This window comes from Stenotrophomonas sp. STEN054, assembly GCF_056854535.1.
Genome location: NZ_JBXFWG010000001.1, coordinates 37,441 through 56,975, shown reverse-complemented (window position 1 = coordinate 56,975; position 19,535 = coordinate 37,441). Strand labels below are relative to the sequence as shown.

Annotated in this window: 8 protein-coding genes; 3 read left to right on the top strand and 5 right to left on the bottom strand. The window is 64.7% G+C overall.

The genetic code is table 11. From position 1 onward, the window contains the following. The first annotated feature begins 103 nt into the window (after positions 1 to 103). From AC1VXD_RS00200 to AC1VXD_RS00190, 3 genes are all read left to right on the top strand, one after another. Entirely contained in the window at positions 104 to 1,759 is a 1,656-nt protein-coding gene (locus AC1VXD_RS00200) for a saccharopine dehydrogenase family protein (protein ID WP_482990310.1), read from the top strand. Positions 1,760 to 2,074: 315 nt separating this feature from the next. Continuing rightward, the gene (locus AC1VXD_RS00195; protein ID WP_482990309.1) at positions 2,075 to 5,104 is read left to right on the top strand and encodes a TonB-dependent receptor; all 3,030 of its coding nucleotides are present in this window, start codon (positions 2,075 to 2,077) and stop codon (positions 5,102 to 5,104) included. 466 nt (positions 5,105 to 5,570) lie between these two features. Continuing rightward, positions 5,571 to 8,609, top strand: coding sequence for a TonB-dependent receptor (locus tag AC1VXD_RS00190; RefSeq protein ID WP_482990308.1), 3,039 nt, complete (start codon positions 5,571 to 5,573; stop codon positions 8,607 to 8,609). A 126-nt stretch (positions 8,610 to 8,735) separates the two neighbouring features. Here the strand turns inward: AC1VXD_RS00190 and AC1VXD_RS00185 are convergent, their stop codons facing one another. The 5 genes from AC1VXD_RS00185 to AC1VXD_RS00165 form a co-directional block, all read right to left on the bottom strand. After that, positions 8,736 to 10,742, bottom strand: coding sequence for a M13 family metallopeptidase (locus AC1VXD_RS00185; protein WP_482990307.1), 2,007 nt, complete (start codon positions 10,740 to 10,742; stop codon positions 8,736 to 8,738). Between the two features lie 288 nt (positions 10,743 to 11,030). Beyond that, complete coding sequence (locus AC1VXD_RS00180; protein ID WP_482990306.1) at positions 11,031 to 13,136, bottom strand: M13 family metallopeptidase; 2,106 nt, start codon at positions 13,134 to 13,136, stop codon at positions 11,031 to 11,033. 220 nt (positions 13,137 to 13,356) lie between these two features. Continuing rightward, positions 13,357 to 14,169: an SEL1-like repeat protein gene (locus tag AC1VXD_RS00175; RefSeq protein WP_482990305.1), complete on the bottom strand. Its 813-nt coding sequence runs from the start codon at positions 14,167 to 14,169 to the stop codon at positions 13,357 to 13,359. A gap of 128 nt (positions 14,170 to 14,297) precedes the next feature. Then, the gene (locus AC1VXD_RS00170) at positions 14,298 to 16,292 is read right to left on the bottom strand and encodes an alpha/beta hydrolase family protein (protein WP_482990304.1); all 1,995 of its coding nucleotides are present in this window, start codon (positions 16,290 to 16,292) and stop codon (positions 14,298 to 14,300) included. Positions 16,293 to 16,406: 114 nt separating this feature from the next. Continuing rightward, positions 16,407 to 19,259, bottom strand: a complete 2,853-nt coding sequence (locus AC1VXD_RS00165) for a TonB-dependent receptor domain-containing protein (RefSeq protein WP_482990303.1) — start codon at positions 19,257 to 19,259, stop codon at positions 16,407 to 16,409. Positions 19,260 to 19,535: the final 276 nt, after the last annotated feature.

The following is a 19,535-nucleotide window of genomic DNA, read 5'->3' as shown; positions in this document are numbered from 1 at the left end:
TAGCACGGGCGGTGTCAATGCGGGATCGTGCTGCACTGCAGGAACGCGCTACCCTGCGATGGCAGAGCAGTTCCCTTTCATGGCGGTACGACAAGGACGATGCGTGAAGATCCTGATTCTGGGCGGATATGGGGTGTTTGGAGGGCGCCTGGTGCAGCTGCTGGCGGACCTGCCGCAGCTGGAGCTGCTGGTGGCCGGGCGCACCCTGGCGGCGGCGCAGGCCTTCTGCGCGGACTACCGCGGCGAAGCGCACGTGCGGCCGCTGCGGGTTGACCGGCAGGAGCTGGCGCCGACCCTGCTGGCCGAGCGGCCTGATCTGGTGATCGATGCGTCCGGTCCCTTCCAGGAGTACGGTAGCCAGCGCTATGCGGCCATCGAGGCCTGCATCGCCGCCAGCATCGATTACCTGGATTTTGCCGACGCCGCCGACTTCGTGTTCGGTGTCTCGCAGTTCGACGCGCGGGCGCGCGCAGCCGGCGTCTACGTGCTGTCCGGGGTCAGCAGCTTCCCCGTGCTGACCGCGGCGGTACTGCGGGTGATGGCCACGCGCATGGACATCCTCAGCGTGGAGGGCGGCATTGCGCCGTCGCCCTACGCTGGCATCGGCCTCAACGTGATGCGTGCGGTGGTGGGCTATGCCGGGTCACCGGTGAAGCTGCGTCGCGGCGGCCGCGATGGCCACGGCGTGGGCCTGGCCGAAAGCCGCCGCTTCACCGTGGCGGTGCCGGGCCGGATACCGCTGCGCAACCTGCATTTCTCGCTGGTGGACGTGCCCGACCTGCAGGTGCTGCCGCCGGAGCACCCCACGCTGACCGATATCTGGATCGGTGCGGGCCCGGTGCCGGAGATCCTGCACCGCATCCTCAACCTGCTGGCCAAGGCCCGGCAGCACCTGCGCCTGCCGTCGCTGGAGCCGTGCTCGCGGCTGTTATACACCGTGCTGAACCTGATGAAGTTCGGCGAACATCGCGGCGGCATGATCGTGCGCGTGCTCGGCGTGCGTGATGGCGCGCCGGTGCGGCAGAGCTGGCATCTGCTGGCCGAAGCCGATGACGGTCCCTACATTCCTTCGATGGCCATCGAAGCACTGATCCGCAAGCAGCTTGCCGGCGAAAGGCCGGCACCGGGCGCGCGCCCGGCAACGCATGCGCTGGAACTGACCGACTATGACCGGGTGTTTGCCGGCCGCACCATCCATACCGGTTTCCGCCAGGACATGCCCGGCGCAAGCCTGTACCAGCGCGTGCTGGGCGAGGCCTATTCGCAGTTGCCCGCGGCCGTCCAGGCCCTGCATGCGCCGGGTGCGGCGCGGTGCTGGAAGGGCAGGGCCCGGGTGCAGCGAGGCCGCGGCCTGCTGTCGCGGCTGCTGGGCGTGGTGTTTGGTTTCCCGGCTGCGGGCGAGCAGGTGCCCGTCAGCGTCGCCTTTGCGCCGGAAGCCGACGGCGAACGCTGGACGCGCACGTTTGCCGGGCGCTGTTTCTCTTCGCTGCAGACCGAAGGCCGTGGCCGCAACGAGGCGTTGCTGGTGGAACGCTTCGGCGCTGTGTCGGTGGCCCTGGCCATCGTGGTTGATGGCGGCCGGCTGCAGCTGGTGCCGCGGCGCTGGTCGCTGATGGGCATCCCGCTGCCGCGCGCGCTGCTGCCGGGCGATGACAGCTTCGAGTACGAAGTGGACGGGCGTTTCGTGTTCGATGTCGAGATCGGTGCGCCTTGGGTGGGGCGCATCGTGCATTACCGGGGAACGCTGGAGCCGACGTGAAATCCACCGCTGCGTGCATGCCGCGGGTGTGTCGGAATCGGAGCGGATTGGCACAGCATCAAGTGCCCATCAAGACGCAGTGTTCGCGATCATGTGTCGGATAACGCCTGATTTGCGTCCCCGCGATGGCCGACGCAATGGCGTTCATGCGTGATCTTATCAGTAGTCTTTTCAATGACATGGCACAAGTCTGCGAGTGGCGAAGGAAGGTTGTTCTGACGCTTTCTGCGCGATTCATTGAAGGTTGTTGCATACCGGCACGGGCCGCACCTGTGCCTATAACTCTCCGGCAGTTCCACCACCGGAGAGAGCTTCATGGCAGTTGCATCCACCCATCGTGTGCTGAAGCGCAGTGCGCTTTCGGCACTCCTGTTTTCCATCGTCGGCAGCGTTGCTGCGCAGAGCACTACCGGCACCCTGTATGGCACCGCGGCGGGTTCCGAAGGCGCGACCGTCGTCGCCCAGAGCGACAGTGGCCTCAAGCGCACGGCCGCCATCGACGCACAGGGGCGCTACAGCTTTGGCGCGCTACCGGTGGGCCGTTACAGCATCAGCCTGCAGCGTGACGGACGGACTATTGAAGAACGGAATGACGTGCAGCTGCGCGTGGGCACTGGCACCGAAGTGAGTTTCGCCGCACATGGTCCGGCCACGACGCTCGATACGGTCAACGTCTCCGCGGCGAACATGCCGAAGATCGATGTCACCCATACCGTTTCCAAATCGGTCATCACCTCCGAGCAGTTGGACGTGCTACCACTGGGGCGCAGCGCCGAATCGATCGCGCTGTTGGCGCCGGGCGTGGTCGCCGGCAGTGGGGCCTTCACCAATGGCTCGCGGTCCGTGCTGTCGTTCGGCGGCTCCAGCGTTACCGAGAACGCCTACTATCTCAACGGCTTCAACGTCACCAATCCGCTCAACTACCTGGGCGGGATCAGCCTGCCTTACGGCTCCATCGACCAGCAGGAAACCTTTACCGGAGGCTACGGTGCAGGCTACGGGCGGTCTACCGGCGGCGTGATCAACCAGTTGGGGAAACGCGGCACCAATGCCTGGCGCTTCGGCGCTCAGGTCACATGGGCACCGGCCGGGCTGGCCGAATCACCGGCATCGGTGAACTACCCGGACGTGGGGCTGCCGGATGGATATGCCTACGAGAACGGGAGCAAGCCGGGCACGCTGTACCGCTACCGGCGCGGTGACAAGGAAACCACCACCACCTACAGCGGCTATGTCAGCGGGCCGCTGATCGAAGACCGGCTGTTCGTCCACCTGGCTGCGGAGTCCAACCGCCGCGAAGGTGTGGCCACTGCCAACGAAGCCGCCGCACAGCAGGCGCGCAACCACTACCGCGTGGACACCCCGAAGTTCTACGGCAAGCTGGACTGGAACATCAACGACAGCAACACGCTTGAGTACACCCGCTTCCAGGACACCGACCGCTATGGCGGCTACTACACCGCCTTCGACTATCCCACGCTGCAGGAGGGAGATCGCACCGGTACCTTCCCCAACACAACCAAGGCCAGCACCGACGTCGATATCTTCAAGTACACCGGCTACCTCAACGACGCGCTGACCTTCAGCACCGTGTGGGGGCGTACCCGTACCGGCAACCTGGAGTTCAACCCGCTGGAATCGGGCAACCCCTACATCAACGGTGCCGGCAACCAGGATCCCGCGTTGAACGGCGGCACGCCCATCCGCAACGACCAGCCCGATCTGTACACCAAGGCATCGGACGCAGGCAGTACCACGCACGGGCTGCGCATGGACCTGCAGTACCGCATCGGCAACCACGAGTTGACCGCCGGCATCGACAACATGACCTACCGGGCGCACAACGAAGGTCAGTCGATGACCGGGCCCGGCCACGCCTGGATCTACTCCCGCGGCAAACCCGATGCGTCGCCCAGCCCTGCGTTCGACATCGCACCGCCCGGTGGCGAGGGCTACTACGTGCAGAAATACATCTACTCGACCACCACCAGCATGTCGGTCAAGCAGAAGGCGTACTACCTGGAAGACCGCTGGCAGCTGACGCCCGACTGGCTGCTGACGCTCGGCCTGCGCAACGACACGTTCACCAACTACAACAGCGAGGGCAAGGCATACGTGCAGAGTGGCGACCAGTGGGCGCCACGCCTGGGCGCAAGCTGGGATGTGTTCGGCGATGCGTCGTTGAAGGTCTTCGCCAACGTCGGCCGCTACTACCTGGCACTGCCCAACAGCGTGGCCATCCGCGGCGCCTCCGCCTCGACCTACACGCGTGAGTACTTCACCTATACCGGCATCGACGCCAATGGCAACCCGACCGGCCTCACGCCGCTGGGGCCAGGGCCGGTGTCGACCAACGGCGAATACGGGCAGGCGCCTGATCCGCGTTCGGTGGCCCCCACCGACCTGCGTTCGCAGTACCAGGACGAACTGATCATGGGTTTCGAAAAGACCTTGGGCACGGACTGGAACAGTGGTGCCAAGCTTAGCTACCGCCGTTTGCAGTCGGCCATCGACGATATCTGCGATTCCGATCGCTTTGCCGAAAGGCTGGCGGGGATGGGTCTGGATCCTGACGGGTACGAACTGCCGGGGTGTGTGATCTTCAACCCTGGCCGTACCAACACCTTCCAGGTCAGGCACCGCGATGGCTCCGGCTACACGCCGGTCAGCATGAGTTCGCCCGATTGGGGCTACGACGGCAAGAAGGCGAAGCGTCAGTACGTCGCCATCGACCTGTTCATCGAGCACCCCATGTCCGATCGCTGGTACGGACGTGTCGATTACACCTGGTCGCGCAGCTTCGGCAATACCGAGGGCCAGGTGAAGTCGGATATCGGCCAGGACGATGTTTCCAAGACCCAGGACTGGGATGCGGTGTCGCTGATGGAGTACGCCGGCGGCTACCTCGCCAATGATCGCCGGCATCAGTTGAAGGCATTCGGCGCCTACCAGGTCAACGACGCATGGACGGCCTCGGCGACGGTGCGTGTGATGTCAGGGATGCCCAAGAGCTGCCTGGGCTTTTACGGTGCGGACCAGAGCGACCCGGCCGGTGGCTACGGTTCCTCCTACCACTACTGCAACGGCCAGCCCTCGCGTCCCGGCGATGCGGGCCGACAGCCGTGGACGGCGCAGCTGGACATCGGGCTGATGTATCGGCCGGCGTTTGCCGACAGCCGACTCGGTCTTGGCCTGGACGTGTTCAACGTGCTCAACCAGCGACGCCAGCGGCAATCGACCGCGAAATACCAGACGGGGCCCGGAACGGTGTCCAACGTGTACGGCATGGGCAGCTACTTCACGCCCCCGCGGACGGTGCGCCTGAGCGCCTCCTACGACTTCTGACCTGCGCGAACAGCGGCTCTCTCTCTCCGCAAAGGTTGGCTTGGCCCTGATCCGTCAGGGCCCTTTTTCCAGCGACCTGCCTGCATGGATCCGCGGCAGGCACGGATACCCGATCACCCCAGCGAAGGCGCCCCAGGGCGCCTTTTTTCGTTGTCGCCTCGCCCCGCCGCCCAGGGCCGGAAAACGAAAGCAAATACTCGTGGGCACCTCTCGAAATCAGCGCGCCCGCGTCGCGCATAAGCGGTCAAATGAATGCCGCACTGTCTCAGTTAAATGAAATGTAAATGAATGTTTTCGTTTGTATCAAAATAAATTCAATAAAATCAATAACATAAAATACCATCAAGTAAGCCTTGCAAGTTAAACTTTTATGAAATTAATATTCTATTCAGCTGTTTTCACAATCGAACGTGGATGCAGCGAGCCTGAAACGTAAGTGTGTCTTTTCACGAAACAAGGAAATTTCATGACCTATACCAAGACGGCCATCCGGCTGAAGCGCACGGCACTGGCCGTTGTCCTGACCTCGTTCGTCGGCGCCGCAGCGGCGCAGAGCACCACCGGTTCCCTGTATGGCAACGCCCCGGCCGCCGCAGGCGCCACGGTGGTCGTGCAGAGCGATTCGGGCCTCAAGCGAAGCGCCAACGTCGATTCAAACGGCCGCTACACCCTGGGCTCGCTGCCGGTGGGCCGTTACTCCATCAGCCTCGAGCGTGACGGGCAGGTGGTCGAGAAGCGTGACAACGTGCTGCTGAAGGTCGGCGTAGGCACGGAAGTTTCCTTTGGCCAGTCCGCCAGCGGCGGCGCCACCAACCTCGACGCAGTGAACGTCACTGCGGCCAACATTCCGAAGATCGACGTGACCAACACGGTCTCCAAGTCGGTCATCACCTCCGAACAGCTGGACGTGCTGCCGCTGGGCCGCAGCGCCGAAGCCATCGCGCTGCTCGCGCCGGGCGTGGTCGCCGGCAGCGGCGAGTTCTCCAACGGCTCGCGCTCGGTGCTGTCGTTCGGCGGCTCCAGCGTCACTGAGAACGCGTACTATCTGAACGGCTTCAACGCGACCAATCCGCTCAGCGCAATGGGCGGTGTCAGCCTGCCTTACGGTTCGATCGACCAGCAGGAAACCTTCATGGGGGGCTACGGTGCAGGCTACGGCCGCTCCACCGGTGGCGTGATCAACCAGCTGGGCAAGCGCGGCACCAACGAGTGGAAGTTCGGCTTCCAGACCACCTGGTCGCCCGACTCGCTGGCGGAATCGCCGCGCGACATCTACTACCCCAATCACACCGCGCCTCCGGGGTTCGAGCTCGAGGATGACACCGGCACCGTGGCCGGCTCCCTGTACCGCTCGCGCAAGGGCGACAAGGCGACCCGCACCTCCTACAGCGGCTATGTCAGCGGCCCCCTGATCGAGGACCGTCTGTTCATCCACCTCGCCGCCGAGAAGGATCGCACCGAAGGCGTTTCCACCAGCGCCGGTGAAGCCGCGCAGCAGGTCCGCAGCCACTACACCTACGACACGCCGAAGTTCTACGGCAAGATCGACTGGAACATCAACGACAGCAACACGCTGGAGTACACCCGTGTCGAGAACACGGACCGCTACGGCAGCTACTATCGCGATTTCGACTACGACACGATGAGCGAGGGCGAGCGTACCGGTACCTTCGCCAACACGACCAAGCTCAAGGATGAGTTCGACATCTTCAAGTACACCGGCTACCTGACCGATGACCTGACCCTGAGCGCGGTGTGGGGACGCAGCAAGGAATCCAACCTTGAGTTCAATCCGCAGGATTCGGCCAATGCCTACATCAGCGGCCCGACCAACCAGGATCCGTCGATCACCGGTGGTACCCCGGTCCGCAACGACCAGACTGCGCTCTACACCAAGTCGCCCGATGCAGGCAGCAAGACCCGCGGCCTGCGCGTGGACCTGCAGTACCGCATCGGCAGCCACGAGCTGACCGCCGGTATCGACAACATGACCTACCAGGGCCACAACGAAGGGCAGGCGATGACCGGTCCGGGCTACGCCTGGATCTATTCGCGCATCGCGCCGGGTTCGTCGCCGGCACCGGCGTTCGATATTGCCGCGCCGGGCGGTGATGGCTACTACGTGCAGAAGTACATCTTCTCCACCACCACCAGCATGTCGGTGGAACAGAAGGCCTACTACCTGGAAGACCGCTGGCAGGTCAGCCCGAACGTGCTGCTGACCCTGGGCCTGCGCAACGACAAGTTCACCAACTACAACAGCTCGGCGGTTGCCTATGTCGAGAGCGGTGACCAGTGGGCCCCGCGCCTGGGCGCCAGCTGGGATGTCTTCGGCGATTCGTCGCTGAAGGTGTTCGCCAACCTGGGCCGCTACTACCTGGCATTGCCCAACAGCGTGGCCATCCGTGGCGCATCGGCATCGACCTATACCCGTGAGTACTTCACCTACGGTGGCATCGATGCCAACGGCAACCCGACCAACCTGACCGCGCTGGGCCCGGGCCCGGTGTCGACCAACGACGAGTACGGCATCGCGCCCGATCCGCTGTCCGTGGCGCCGACCGACCTGAAGTCGCAGTACCAGGATGAATTCATCATGGGCTTCGAGAAGACCTTGGGTTCGTCCTGGAACAGCGGTGCCAAGTTCACCTATCGTCGCCTGCAGGCGGCCATCGACGACACCTGCGATTCCGACCAGATCAACGCCAAGCTCGAATCGATGGGGATTGATTCAAGCGGCGTGGAAGTGCCGGGCTGCGTGATCTTCAACCCGGGCAAGACCAACACCTTCATGGTCAAGCACGCCGATGGTTCGGGCTACACCCCGGTGCAGATGAGCTCGTCGGACTGGGGCTACAACGGCAACAAGGCCAAGCGAAGCTACGTCGCAGTTGATCTGTTCATCGAACATCCGCTGAGCGACAAGTGGTACGGCCGCCTGGACTACACCTGGTCGCGCAACTTCGGCAACACCGAGGGCCAGGTCAAGTCGGACATCGGCCAGGATGACGTGTCCAAGACCCAGGACTGGGATTCCTACTACCTGATGGAGTATGCCGGTGGCTACCTGGCCAACGATCGTCGCCACCAGCTGAAGGGCTACGGCGCGTACCAGTTCAACGACGAGTGGACGGCCTCGGCCACCATGCTCATCTCTTCGGGCATGCCGAAGAGCTGCCTGGGTTACTACGGCGCGGATGGCAGCGATCCGATCGGCTATGAGTCGTCGTACCACTACTGCAACGGCCAGCCGTCGCGTCCGGGTGATGCCGGCCGCCAGCCGTGGACCTATCGCCTGGATCTGGGCGTGATGTATCGCCCGACCTTTGCCGATCACAAGCTGGCCTTCGGCCTGGACGTGTTCAACGTGCTCAACCAGCGTCGCCAGCTGCAGTCCGATCCTTCGTACGAATCGGGTCAGCACACGATTTCCAATACCTATGGCATCGGCACCTACTACACGACGCCACGTTCGGTTCGCCTGACCGCGTCCTACGACTTCTGATGTAGAACACCGCTCTCTTTCAGCAGGACATTTGACCCCGGCATCTGCCGGGGTCTTTTCTTGCAGGCGCCGCCCACGAAAAAGGCGCCCGCAGGCGCCTTCTTCGTTACCGCATCACGACCAGGTTCAACGCCAGACCTTGATCTGCTCACCCTCGGTGCGCTGCATCGGCTGGCCGGCCTTGCAGCTGAAGGTCGCACCGAAGGCCGGCAGGTTCGACAGCGGGCCGTTGGTGCGCCAGCGACCCGGTGCACGGATGTCGGCGGTCAGGCGGCGTGCGGCCTCGTTCGGCGACAGCTGCTGCGGCCACAGCGCGGCCCAGGCGCGGAAGAAGCCCTGCTGCTGCGTCGGCGTCGCCTTCGGTTCCTGTGCGGCGTAGGCCGCCCAGGCCAGTTCCAGGCCGGCGATATCGGCCAGGTTCTCTTCCTGGGTCAGCGTGCCGTTGACCTTGGCGCCCTTCACGCCCGGGAAGTCGTAGGCGCCGTACTGCGTGGCCGCGCGGCTGCCCAGCAGCGTCCAGGCGGTCTTGTCGGCCGGGGTCCACCAGCTGCGCAGTTCACCTTTGGCATCGACCAGGGCGCCCTTGGCGTCAACGGCGCGATTCAGTTCGTGGCCGACCAGGCCACCGAAGCTGCCGAACTTGTCGGCGGCATCGGCCTTGGCGTTGAACACCGGGCCTTGCAGGATCGCGGCGGTGACGATCAGGCGGTTCTGCGCCAGGTCGTAGGCCAGCGACGGCTGCTGCGGCAGCACGTCCCAGCGACGGTCGGCGTTGCCCTTGCCGATGCGCTTCATTTCTTCGCGATGGCGCCAGGTTGAAGCGATCAACATGTTGCCGCCGAACGAGCCACGGCCCATCGGCTGCACGCTGTAATCCAGGTCGCGCAGCGGAGTGCCGATCTCGATCTTCAGTGCGGCCAGCTTGGCCTGTGCTTCGGCCTTGGCCTCGGCGCTCATCCAGGTGCTGTTCTTGACCGCCTCGATCTGCACTTCGCGCACCTTGTCGACGATCCACGCCGCCTGGCGGCGATCTTCGGCGGACAGGTGGCGGGCGGCGTACTCGCGGCCGACCATCGGGCCAGCGGCCACGTTGATGGCGTCCAGCACGTTCTCCCAGCGCTGCGTGGGCAGGGTCTCACCGCGCAGCACGCGGCCGCGGAACTCGAACTCGGCGTCGCGGTAGGCCTTGGACAGGTACGGCGCCATCGAGTCACCCACGCGCCAGCGCAGGTAGGCCTTCCACTGTTCCGGCTTGAGCTTGGTGACCATCGTGTCGAGCTGCTTGAACAGGCCCGGGTCAGCCAGCGAAACCAGATCGTCGTTCACGCCCTGCGCCTTCAGGAAGGCATCCAGCTGCAGGTTGCGGTAGCGGCTGTTCAGATCCTTGGTCGAGATCGGCGCGTAGTTGTTGAACGGGTTGTTGATGCCGGCCAGCGACTGCGCGTTGCGCGCCAGTTCGGTTTCCAGTTCGATCACTGACTGCGATTCGGCATCCAGCTTGGCTGCCGGGGTACCGGTCAGGGCCAGGATCTGCTTGACGTAGTTGCGGTAGCGGCCCATCAGGGCCACGGTGTCGGCATCGGTTCGGGTGTAGAACGCCGGGTCGGGCAGGCCCATGCCGCCCTGCATGAAGTAGCCGATGTGGCGGTCCAGCGCCTTCAGGTCCACGTCCGGGCCGAAGTTGAAGGCCACCGGGATGCCGACCTGGTGCAGTGCGGCGATCGAGGCCGGGACGTCCTTGGCCTTCTTTATCGCGTTGATGCGGGTCAGCAGCGGGGCGATCGGGTTGGAGCCATCGGCTTCCACCGCGGCTTCGTCCAGGCCACTGGCCCAGAAGTCGCCCAGCAGCTTCTGCACGTTGCCCTGTGGCGCCTTCATCGAGGCGTCCAGCAGTTCACGCTGCTGCTGGCGGCTGCGGTCGACCAGCTGGCCCAGCGCGGTGGCGGCGCCGGACTGCGGCATCGGGTTGGCCTTCAGCCAGTCCGCGTTGGTGGCATCGTAGAAATCGCTGCACTGAGCGCTGACGGCCGGGGCGCGCACGGCCTTCTTCTTGGCAGCGAACGCATCGTGGGTCGGGACCAGGGTCGCCAGGCTGATACCCAGGGCAACGGCAAGCGGACGGAAATTGGGCATGTAGAACGAATCCGTGATGGATTGAGGGCGGGCGAACTATAGCAAGCCGTGCATGGGCACGGGATGCATGCGTCACGCGGCTTCCGCCGGGCATGGCCCGGCGCTACCAGGTGGTGTGGCATGGGCAGTAGATTCACGCCATGCGTGGATGGCGCTACCTGCATGGGGTCAGAGCCCCCACGCTGCGCGCAAGGGATCCGACCCCGGGAAGGGCTGGCCTGAGCCGCCAAAAACAAAGGCCCGGGAAATCCCGGGCCTTTGAAGGTTCACTTTGGCGTCAGCCGCGGCTTACCAGATCACCACCTGCTGGTCGCCGGTGCGGGCCATCGGCGAGCCGGCCTTGCACTGGAACGCGGCGGCGAAGGTCGGCAGGTTCGACGGCGCACCCATGGCGCGGAACTGCGCCGGAGCGTGCGGGTCGGTGGCCAGGCGGACCTTGGCGTTTTCCGCGGTGTACTTGGTGCGCCACACGGTGGCCCAGTTGAAGAAGAAGCGCTGGTCGCGGGTGAAGCCGTCGACCTTCGGATCTTCCTTGCCGGCGGTGGCCTTCTGCAGGGCGTCGTAGGCAGTGGCCAGGCCACCCAGGTCGGCGATGTTCTCGCCCAGGGTCAGGTGACCGTTCACTGCCTGGCCGTCGACCTTGTACTGGTCGAACTGTTTGACCAGCTTGCCGGTCAGGCCTTCGAAGTTCTTCTTGTCAGCCGGGGTCCACCAGTCTTCCAGGTTGCCGCTCGGCCCGAAGCGTGCGCCCTGGTCGTCGTAACCGTGGGTCATTTCATGGCCGATCACCGCGCCGATGCCGCCGTAGTTCAGCGCGTCGTCGGCCTTCGGGTCGAAGAACGGCGGCTGCAGGATGGCGGCCGGGAACACGATCTCGTTCTGCAGCGGGTTGTAGTAGGCGTTGACCGTCTGCGGGGTCATGCCCCACTCGGTCTTGTCCACCGGCTTGCCGACCTTGGACAGGTTGAACTTGTAGTTGAACTCGTTGGCTGCGCGCACGTTGCCCAGGTAGCTGTCGCGCTGGGTCTGCAGGCCGGCCCAGTCACGCCACTTGTCCGGGTAACCGATCTTCGGGGTGAAGGTCTCCCACTTGGCGATGGCCTTGGCCTTGGTCTCGTCGCTCATCCAGCTCAGGCCCTGGATGCGTTCCTTCAGCGACGCGGCCAGGTTCTTCACCAGTTCTTCCATCTTCGCCTTGGCTTCCGGCGAGAAGGCGACCTTCACGTACAGCTGGCCAAAGGCTTCGCCGGCATCGTTCTCGATGGTGCCCAGCACACGCTTCCAGCGCGGCTTCTGTTCCTTCTGGCCGTTCAGGGTCTTGCCGTAGAACTCGTAGTTCTCCTGCACGAACGCATCGGCCAGGTACGGCGAGGCGCCGTCAACGGTGTGGAAGCGGAGGTAGGCGCGCCAGACCGACGGGTCGGTGTCGCCCAGTGCCTTGCTCACTTCCTCGTGGAAGGCTGGCATGGCCAGCGAGAACTTCTCCGGCGCGGCAACGCCCTGCGACTTGAAGAACTCGGTCCAGCTGAAGTTCGGGGTCAGCTTGTCGGCGTCGGCCAGGGTGAGCGGGTTGTAGAACAGCTCGACGTTGCGCGACAGTTCCACGCGCGACTTGGAGGACTTGGCCAGGCGGGTCTCGAACTTGACCACGTCCTCGGCCTGCTTGGCGGCGTCGGCAGCGGCCACGCCCGACAGTTCCAGCACCTTGGCGACGTGCGCCTGGTAGGCCTTCAGTTTGTCGGCGTTCTTGGCGTCGGTGTAATAGGTGGTGTCAGGCAGGCCCAGGCCGCCCTGGCTGGCGTAGGCCATGTTCATGGCCGAGTTCTTGAAGTCCGCTTCGGCGCCGAATCCGAACAGGATGTTTTCACCCTTGGCGGCGCTGGTGCGCAGGTAATCGGCGATGGCGGCCTTGTCCTGCAGGCCGTCGATGGCGGCCAGGTCGGCCTTCAGCGGCTCGATGCCCTGAGCGTTGATCTTGGCCTCGTCCATGCCGGTGGCCCACAGGTCACCGACGATCTTCTCGATGTGGTTCGGGTTCTTGACCTGGGCGACCTGCTCGGCCAGCTGGTGCTGCGCCGCTACCGAACGCTCGTCGAGGATGGTAAAGGCGCCCCAGCTGGTGCGGTCGCCCGGAATCTCATTGGCGGCCAGCCACTTGCCGTTGACGTAGTCGCCGAAGGCGCCGCAGGCGTCCAGATTGCTGTCCAGGTCGCTGGCCTGGAAGGCGTTGTAGGCCGGCAGCTTGGCTTCGTCCAGCTTGTAGGTGGTGGCCTGGTCAGTGGCGGCCGGCGTGGAGGCGGCGGCATCCTTTGCCGGGGTATCGGTCTTGCCGCAGCCGACCAGCGCGGCCGAAACGGCCAGGGTCAGCAGCACGATCTTGGGAGTACGGGTCACTTGTATGGCCTCCAGGCCGAGTGAGTCAGGGAAGGGCCGCAGGACGGCCGTGGGCCGAACGATACGCCGCCGGCCCGCCCTGCAAGGGTGTCGAAGGTCATGGGCGATGGCAAGCCGCCGGCCCGTTGTACATGGGCCGCAGCACAGCCGCCAGAATCGGGCAGGTCGCGGCACGGGCTGCGCAAAGAACGCTGCCGGCACAAGGCCGGCAGCGGAGACATCAGGGTTTGCCGTTGCCCAGCCGGGGCTGTTCGTCGGCGGTCTGCGGTTCGGGGGCACCCACCTGCGGTGCGCCGGCCTCGATGCGGGTCTTGCGGTCGGCTTCGTCCTTGATCTGGGTTGCCGCACCGACGTCGACCCGGGCGACCTTGGGCTTGGCCCATACCGAATCCTGCCAGGCCTGGTACTTCTCCGGGTCCCAGTAGCGATCGTCGTAGAACTTGCTGCCATCGATCTCCGTAGTGCCGACCAGGCCGGGCAACACAATGCGCAGGTTGCCGGTCGCGCCGGTGCGGCTGCCGGTCACCTGCCGGCGTTCGCGGCGCAGCGCGGCATCGATGCGCGGGCGCGCGGCCTCATCGCCGAAACGGGCGTAGACCGCCGGGCCTTCCTGCAGGGCACGGTCGCGTTCCTCGGGCGTCAACGCGGCCCAGTAGCGCTCGCGCAGGTCGAGGAAACCTTCATAGCCGCGCTCGGCGGCCAGGTCCATCCAGGCGTAGGCAAGGGCGCGGTTGACCGGAGTGCCGGTGCCATTCCACAGCATTTCCGCGACCATCGCCTGCGACGGCTTGTCGGCATAGAAGCCGGCGCGTTGGAAGAAGCCGAACGCCTGTTCCATCTTGCCGGCGTCGCGCTTTTCGATGCCCAACAGGCGGAAGCGCAGGTCCGGGTGGCCGCTGAGGAAGCCGGCGGTGATCATCATCGGATCCTCGGTGGGATCCGGCGCGGCGGCCGGTGAAGGCTTGGCGGCCAGCGCGAGCGGGGCGTGCAGCGCGAAAGGCAGCAGGGCTGTAAGCATGAGCCTGCGGTACATCGGTATCTCTCCTTGATTGAACGATGGCACCCACGCACCCGTTGCCGGGTACACGCAGGCACACCTTCATGGTGCGCCAAAAGGTGCCCGAAGTTCCCGGCTCCCCTGTTCAGGGAGCCGGGGACGGCTCAGTCAGCCGCCTTTGCCCCCGATGCCGTCGACGGGCCGATGTGGCGGCCGAAGAAATCCAGCATCGTGGTGTACAGCTTCACCCGCGCCGGCACGCCATAGAAGCCGTGCATTTCGCCGGGCTCGATGATCATGCCTTCGGGCGTGTTGCCGGCGGCGATCAGCGCCTTGTTCATCAGCTCGGTCTGTTCCGGCGGCGTGCGCACGTCACGCGCGCCTGCGGCCAGGTACACCGGGATCTTCACTTCCGATGCGCGACGTGCCGGCGAGGTGCGGGTCCAGTCGGCGGTGTCGGTGCCATGGGTGCGGCGCAGGAAGCGCTGGCCCGATTCGCGTTCCGGGATGTCGCCCTTCTTGAACATCATGTCGATGTCGTAGACGCCGACGTAGCCGAAGGTGCACTTGAACAGGCCCGGTGCACGGATCGGGGCCATCAGCGACGAGTAGCCGCCGAAGCTGCCGCCGTAGATACAGATACGGTCCTTGTTGGCGTAGCCCTGGTTGATGGTCCACTGCGTGGCATCGATGATGTCGTTCTGGATGCCATCGGCCCACTGCTTGTGGCCCGCATCCTGGAACGCCTTGCCGTAGCCACCGGAGCCGCGGTAGTTCACCTGCAGCACCGCATAGCCGCGGCTGGCGAACAGCTGCGTTTCGCCGGAGAAGCCCCAGTTGTCACGCGGGCCGATCGGACCGCCGTGCGGGTTGACGATCAGCGGCAGGTTCTTGCCGTCGCTGCCATGGGGCAGGGTGAGGTAGGCATGGATGGTTTTGCCGTCGCGCGCGGTGAAGCTGAAAGGCTTGACCGAGGCCATGCGCGCCTTGTCCAGCTGCGGCGCGCGCTGCATCAGGAAGCGTGCCTTGCCGGTGGCGCGGTCATACAGGTACAGCTCGCCCGGATTGCTGTCGCTGTAGACCGAGACGATGATCTTGCTGCCATCGGCGGTGTGGCTGGAGAAATCCACCAGTTCACCGGGGAACGATGCGGCCAGCGAGCCATACAGTTCGGCGTCGGGGTGGTTCTCATCGACCAGGGTCACCTTCGGTGCACCGGCTTCGGTGATCACGCCCAGCAGGCGGTTGTCATCGGTGGACCAGATGTAGTCAGAGACTTCGGCCACCGGGTCCTGGAACAGGGAGGTGAACGCGCCGGTGGCGGTGTCCAGCGTGCCCACCGCGCCGGGCGCCTTGTCGTCGCTCTGGGTGACATACACGGTGCCATCGGCGGTAGCGCGCTCGACCCACAGATGCTTGCCGTCGGTCTTGGACGCGTTGACCAAGGTCCAATCGCGGCCATCGCGGCGGTACAGTTCGGTGCGCTCGTCGTACTCGCCTTCCTCGTTGCGGCTGGACGAACAGACGGCGAAACGCGGTTCCTTCTGCGCGTCCAGCGCGATGGAGCAGTCGTCCTTGGGCGCGCGTGCGAGCACTGTGCGGCGGCCGCTGAAGGTATCGACCTGCACCACCTGTGTGCCGGCACCTTCGTTGGAGCGCGGGTAGCGCGACTGCATGATGACGTTGCGGTCGTCGTCCTTCAGCGTGTCGAGCAGGCTGAAGCTTTCGCGGCCGACGGTCTTGCCGCGCTGGGTGGCATCGCGGGTACCGTAGAAGATCAGCGGCACGGCTTGGCTGCCGTCGGCATTGACCGCGAACCATTCACCGGTGGCGAAGGGCTGGGCATAGCCGCCCATCTTCTTTACCGCATTGAACATCAGGCGGTCCGGCGCGATCCAGGTGAACTGGCCGACGCTCTTTTTTTCCGGCAGCTGGTTGACCTTGAGCACCTTCAGGTCGCTGGTGCGCAACACCGCCAGCACGTCCTGGTCGCCGTGGTCCATGGTCACGGCCAGGTACTGGCCATTGGGCGAGATGCGCACGTTGCCGTAGGCAGCGTGCTTGACGAAATCTTCGACCGAGTAGGCCGGTGCGGCGGAGGCCGGCACGGCGGTGGTGCCCAATGCCAGTGCAAGCAGGGCGAAGGACAGCTTGTACATCGTGTATCCCCTTCAAATGGCGGGCCTTCGTGGCCCGGGATATGGCGTTGCTGCCGGTGCGCAAATACAGAGCCCGGCCTAGGCCGGGCTCTGCTTGTCACACAACCTGTCGCATCAGAAACGGTAGGACAGGCTGAAGTAGTAGCGACGGCCCAGCGGGTCGGCACCGATGTAGCTGTTGAAGTACGGGTACGCGGTGTTGGTCGGGTCGCGACGGAACTGGTTGTCGGTAAGGTTGACCACCGTGAACTCGGCACGCACGTTCGGGCCGAACTTCTTGCTGACCTGCAGGTTGTACTGCATGTACGGGGCCAGGCGTTCGGTCCAGGCGGCGTTCCAGTTCGAACCGTAGCGGGTGCCGAACAGGGTGGCACCCCATTCGTCGCCGGCCCAGCTCAGGCTGCCGCGCAGGCGGCTGCGCTGGCTGTAGTCATACAGCGGCAGGTCGCGGTAGTCGATCAGCTCGTCGTCGCTGTTTTCCTGGTACTTGTTGGTCAGCACCAGCGAGTAGCCCAGGTCCAGGCCGAAGTCGCCGAGGCGATCGGTATCCAGCTTGTACTTGAAGGTGGCATCGATACCGCTGGTTTCCAGCAGCGCCGCGTTGATGTACGCGGTGTTGATCTGAGAGATGCGGCCGTCCAGGGTGGTGCCCGGTGCGTTGGTACGGGTGACCAGCGCGGTCAGGTTGCGGCAGAAGGCCGAATCGGAGCCCTGCTCGAACGGCGTGCCATCCGGGCGCACGCCGAGGCGGCAGTTGGCTTCGTTCTGCAGCAGGTAGGTCGAGCTAAGCTGGGTTGAGGCATCTTCCAGGCGGATCTTGTAGTAGTCCACCGACATGGACATCGAGTCCATGATGTCCCACACGAAGCCGGCGCCCCACGACTTGCCTTCTTCTTCCTTCAGGTTCGGGTTGCCGGCGATCAGCGACTGCGCCTGGTACAGGGTCACGTCACCGGTCACGTTGCACTGCGCGCGGGTACGGCCCGGAGCGCCTGCAGCCTGGCCCAGGCCGGTGCCCGAACGGCAGCTGTATTCGTCGAGGATGGTCGAGAACGAGGCGGCGCCTTCGGCGTAGACCAGCTGCATGTCCGGTGCGCGGAAGCTGGTGGCGTAGGAACCACGGATCAGCAGGTTGCTGAACGGACGGTATTCCAGGCCGACGTTGAAGGTCTTGGCATCGTCGACGGCAGTGATGTCGTCGTACTTGTCCCAGCGGCCTGCCAGGTTCATCGACAGGTTGCTGAAGATCGGCACGCGGAATTCGGTACCCACCGCATAGCGGTTACGGGCGCCGTGGGTTTCACCGGAGCTGGTCAGGTTGTAGATGGTCTGGTCGTCGATCGGACGCAGCTGGTTGGTGCGCACGTCGCTGACCAAGTCGGTGGTCTGGCGCATGCCTTCGATGACCGCCGCAAAGCCCACCGGGCCGGCCGGCAGCTCGAACAGGTCGCCGCTGATGTTGAAGTTGGCGGTGGCCGAGGTCGATTCGGCAACGTTCTTCACGCGGGTGGAGAAGCTCTGGTAGATCTCCGGGGTGATCGGAGTGTTCCAGCGGTCCTGGTTCAGCGTGTAGATCGGGTAATTGCTGATGTAGCCCTGCAGTGGGCCCAGGAAGTAGTCATGCACGGCCTTGGCCAGCAGGCGCGGGCGGTCGGCTTCGTACTCGTACTTGCCGTAGTTGACGCTCGCTTCCCAGTCGAAACGATCGGCGAAGGTTCCCTGCGCACCGAAGGTGAAGTCGTAGCTCTTCTCGTCGTACAGGGTGCTGGCGGCTTCGTTGCCACCCAGTTCAAACGGGTTGAAGGTGCGCTGCAGCTGGATCAGGTCCTGCAGGGCGGAGTCGTAGTACACGCTGGTCGCGGCGCCGCTCGGGTTGGAGGTGAAGCGGTCACCCGAGGTGCCCCAGAACTCGATGCCGCCGCTGGCCTTGGCCTTGGTCTTGTAGAAGTTGACGCTGCCGAACAGCTGGGTGGTGTCGGTCACGTCGAACGTGCCGTAGCCGTAGCCGTTGAAGTTCTGGTTCTTGTTCCAGATGGAACGGGCGGCGACCTGGGTGTAGCTGCCGCAGTAGGTGCCGCGCGAGGCGGTGGTCACCGTGGTGTAGTCGAACGCATCACAGGCCGCAGCGTTGTACAGCGCGTTCTGGTTGCGCACGTGGCCGTTCAGGCCGGCCGAGCTCAGGGCGACCAGCGACAGCGACGGATTCACCGCGATGCCGGCGGCGTTGTTGCGGGTATCGGCCAGCGCGTGGCGCTGCGAGGCGAACACCGGCTCGTTCTCGCTGTACTGCAGGGCGTAGGTCGCGCTCCAGCGGTCGCCGGTCTTGCCGCCGGTGTATTCGACGTTGACGTTGTCGCCGCCGCCTTCTTCGGTGGTGCCCGTGGTCAGGCGCAGCTGGTTGCCGTCGTAGTTCTTGCGCAGCACGATGTTGATCACGCCGGCGACAGCGTCCGAACCGTAGATGGCCGAGGCGCCGCCGGTCAGGACTTCAACGCGCTCGACGATCGAGCTCGGAATGGCCTTGATGTTGACCACGTTGTTGTCGCGGTTGTACGGCTGCGGGTACTGCGCCGGGCGGCGGCCGTTGACCAGGGTCAGGGTGTAGCCCGGGCCCAGGTTGCGCAGGTTGACCACCTGGGCGTTGGGCGTGAAGCCGGTCACGGCGAGATCGCCGGTGAACGAGCTGGTGGTGTTCTGGGTCAGGGTCTGCAGCATGTCGCCGACCGACTGGAAGCCTTCGCGATCGATGTCGGCGCGCGAGATGACGGTGACCGGCGCCGGGCCTTCGACTTCAGCGCGCTTGATGCGCGAGCCGACGACCGAAACGCGGTCCAGGTTGGTGGCGTTCTTGCCACCGGCTTCGTTGCCGGCTTCCTGGGCAAAGGCGGGCGAAACGACGGCTGCCAGCAGGGCGGTCGTCAGAGCAAAGCTCAGCGGGTGGCGGCTGAGCGCCGTGCGGATGGTCATGGATGGATCCCCTGATGTATCGAATCTCGACAGGCGCGTGGGCCTGTCGTCCCTGTAGGGCTTTTCGCCCCGTCCTGTAACCGGCTTCACAAGCCGATGAGCTGACGTTAACACGACCTTAACTTAATGTGTCAACTGTTCATGCTCCCGTCATGAAGCCAAGCTAGGCAAAGTGCTGATTTGGATGGATTTTTGATACAAGGCGTTGATTTCAAATGAAAGGTTTCTCTGCTTGGCACGCCGCGCCGACTCCCTGCGGAGGGTGCAGACGGTGCT

Coding starts and splice junctions, on each gene's coding strand:
- AC1VXD_RS00195 (WP_482990309.1), top strand. CDS start 2,075: ATGGCAGTTGCATCCACCCATCGTGTGCTGAAGCGCAGTGCGCTTTCG.
- AC1VXD_RS00175 (WP_482990305.1), bottom strand. CDS start 14,169: ATGTACCGCAGGCTCATGCTTACAGCCCTGCTGCCTTTCGCGCTGCAC.
- AC1VXD_RS00170 (WP_482990304.1), bottom strand. CDS start 16,292: ATGTACAAGCTGTCCTTCGCCCTGCTTGCACTGGCATTGGGCACCACC.
- AC1VXD_RS00165 (WP_482990303.1), bottom strand. CDS start 19,259: ATGACCATCCGCACGGCGCTCAGCCGCCACCCGCTGAGCTTTGCTCTG.
- AC1VXD_RS00190 (WP_482990308.1), top strand. CDS start 5,571: ATGACCTATACCAAGACGGCCATCCGGCTGAAGCGCACGGCACTGGCC.
- AC1VXD_RS00185 (WP_482990307.1), bottom strand. CDS start 10,742: ATGCCCAATTTCCGTCCGCTTGCCGTTGCCCTGGGTATCAGCCTGGCG.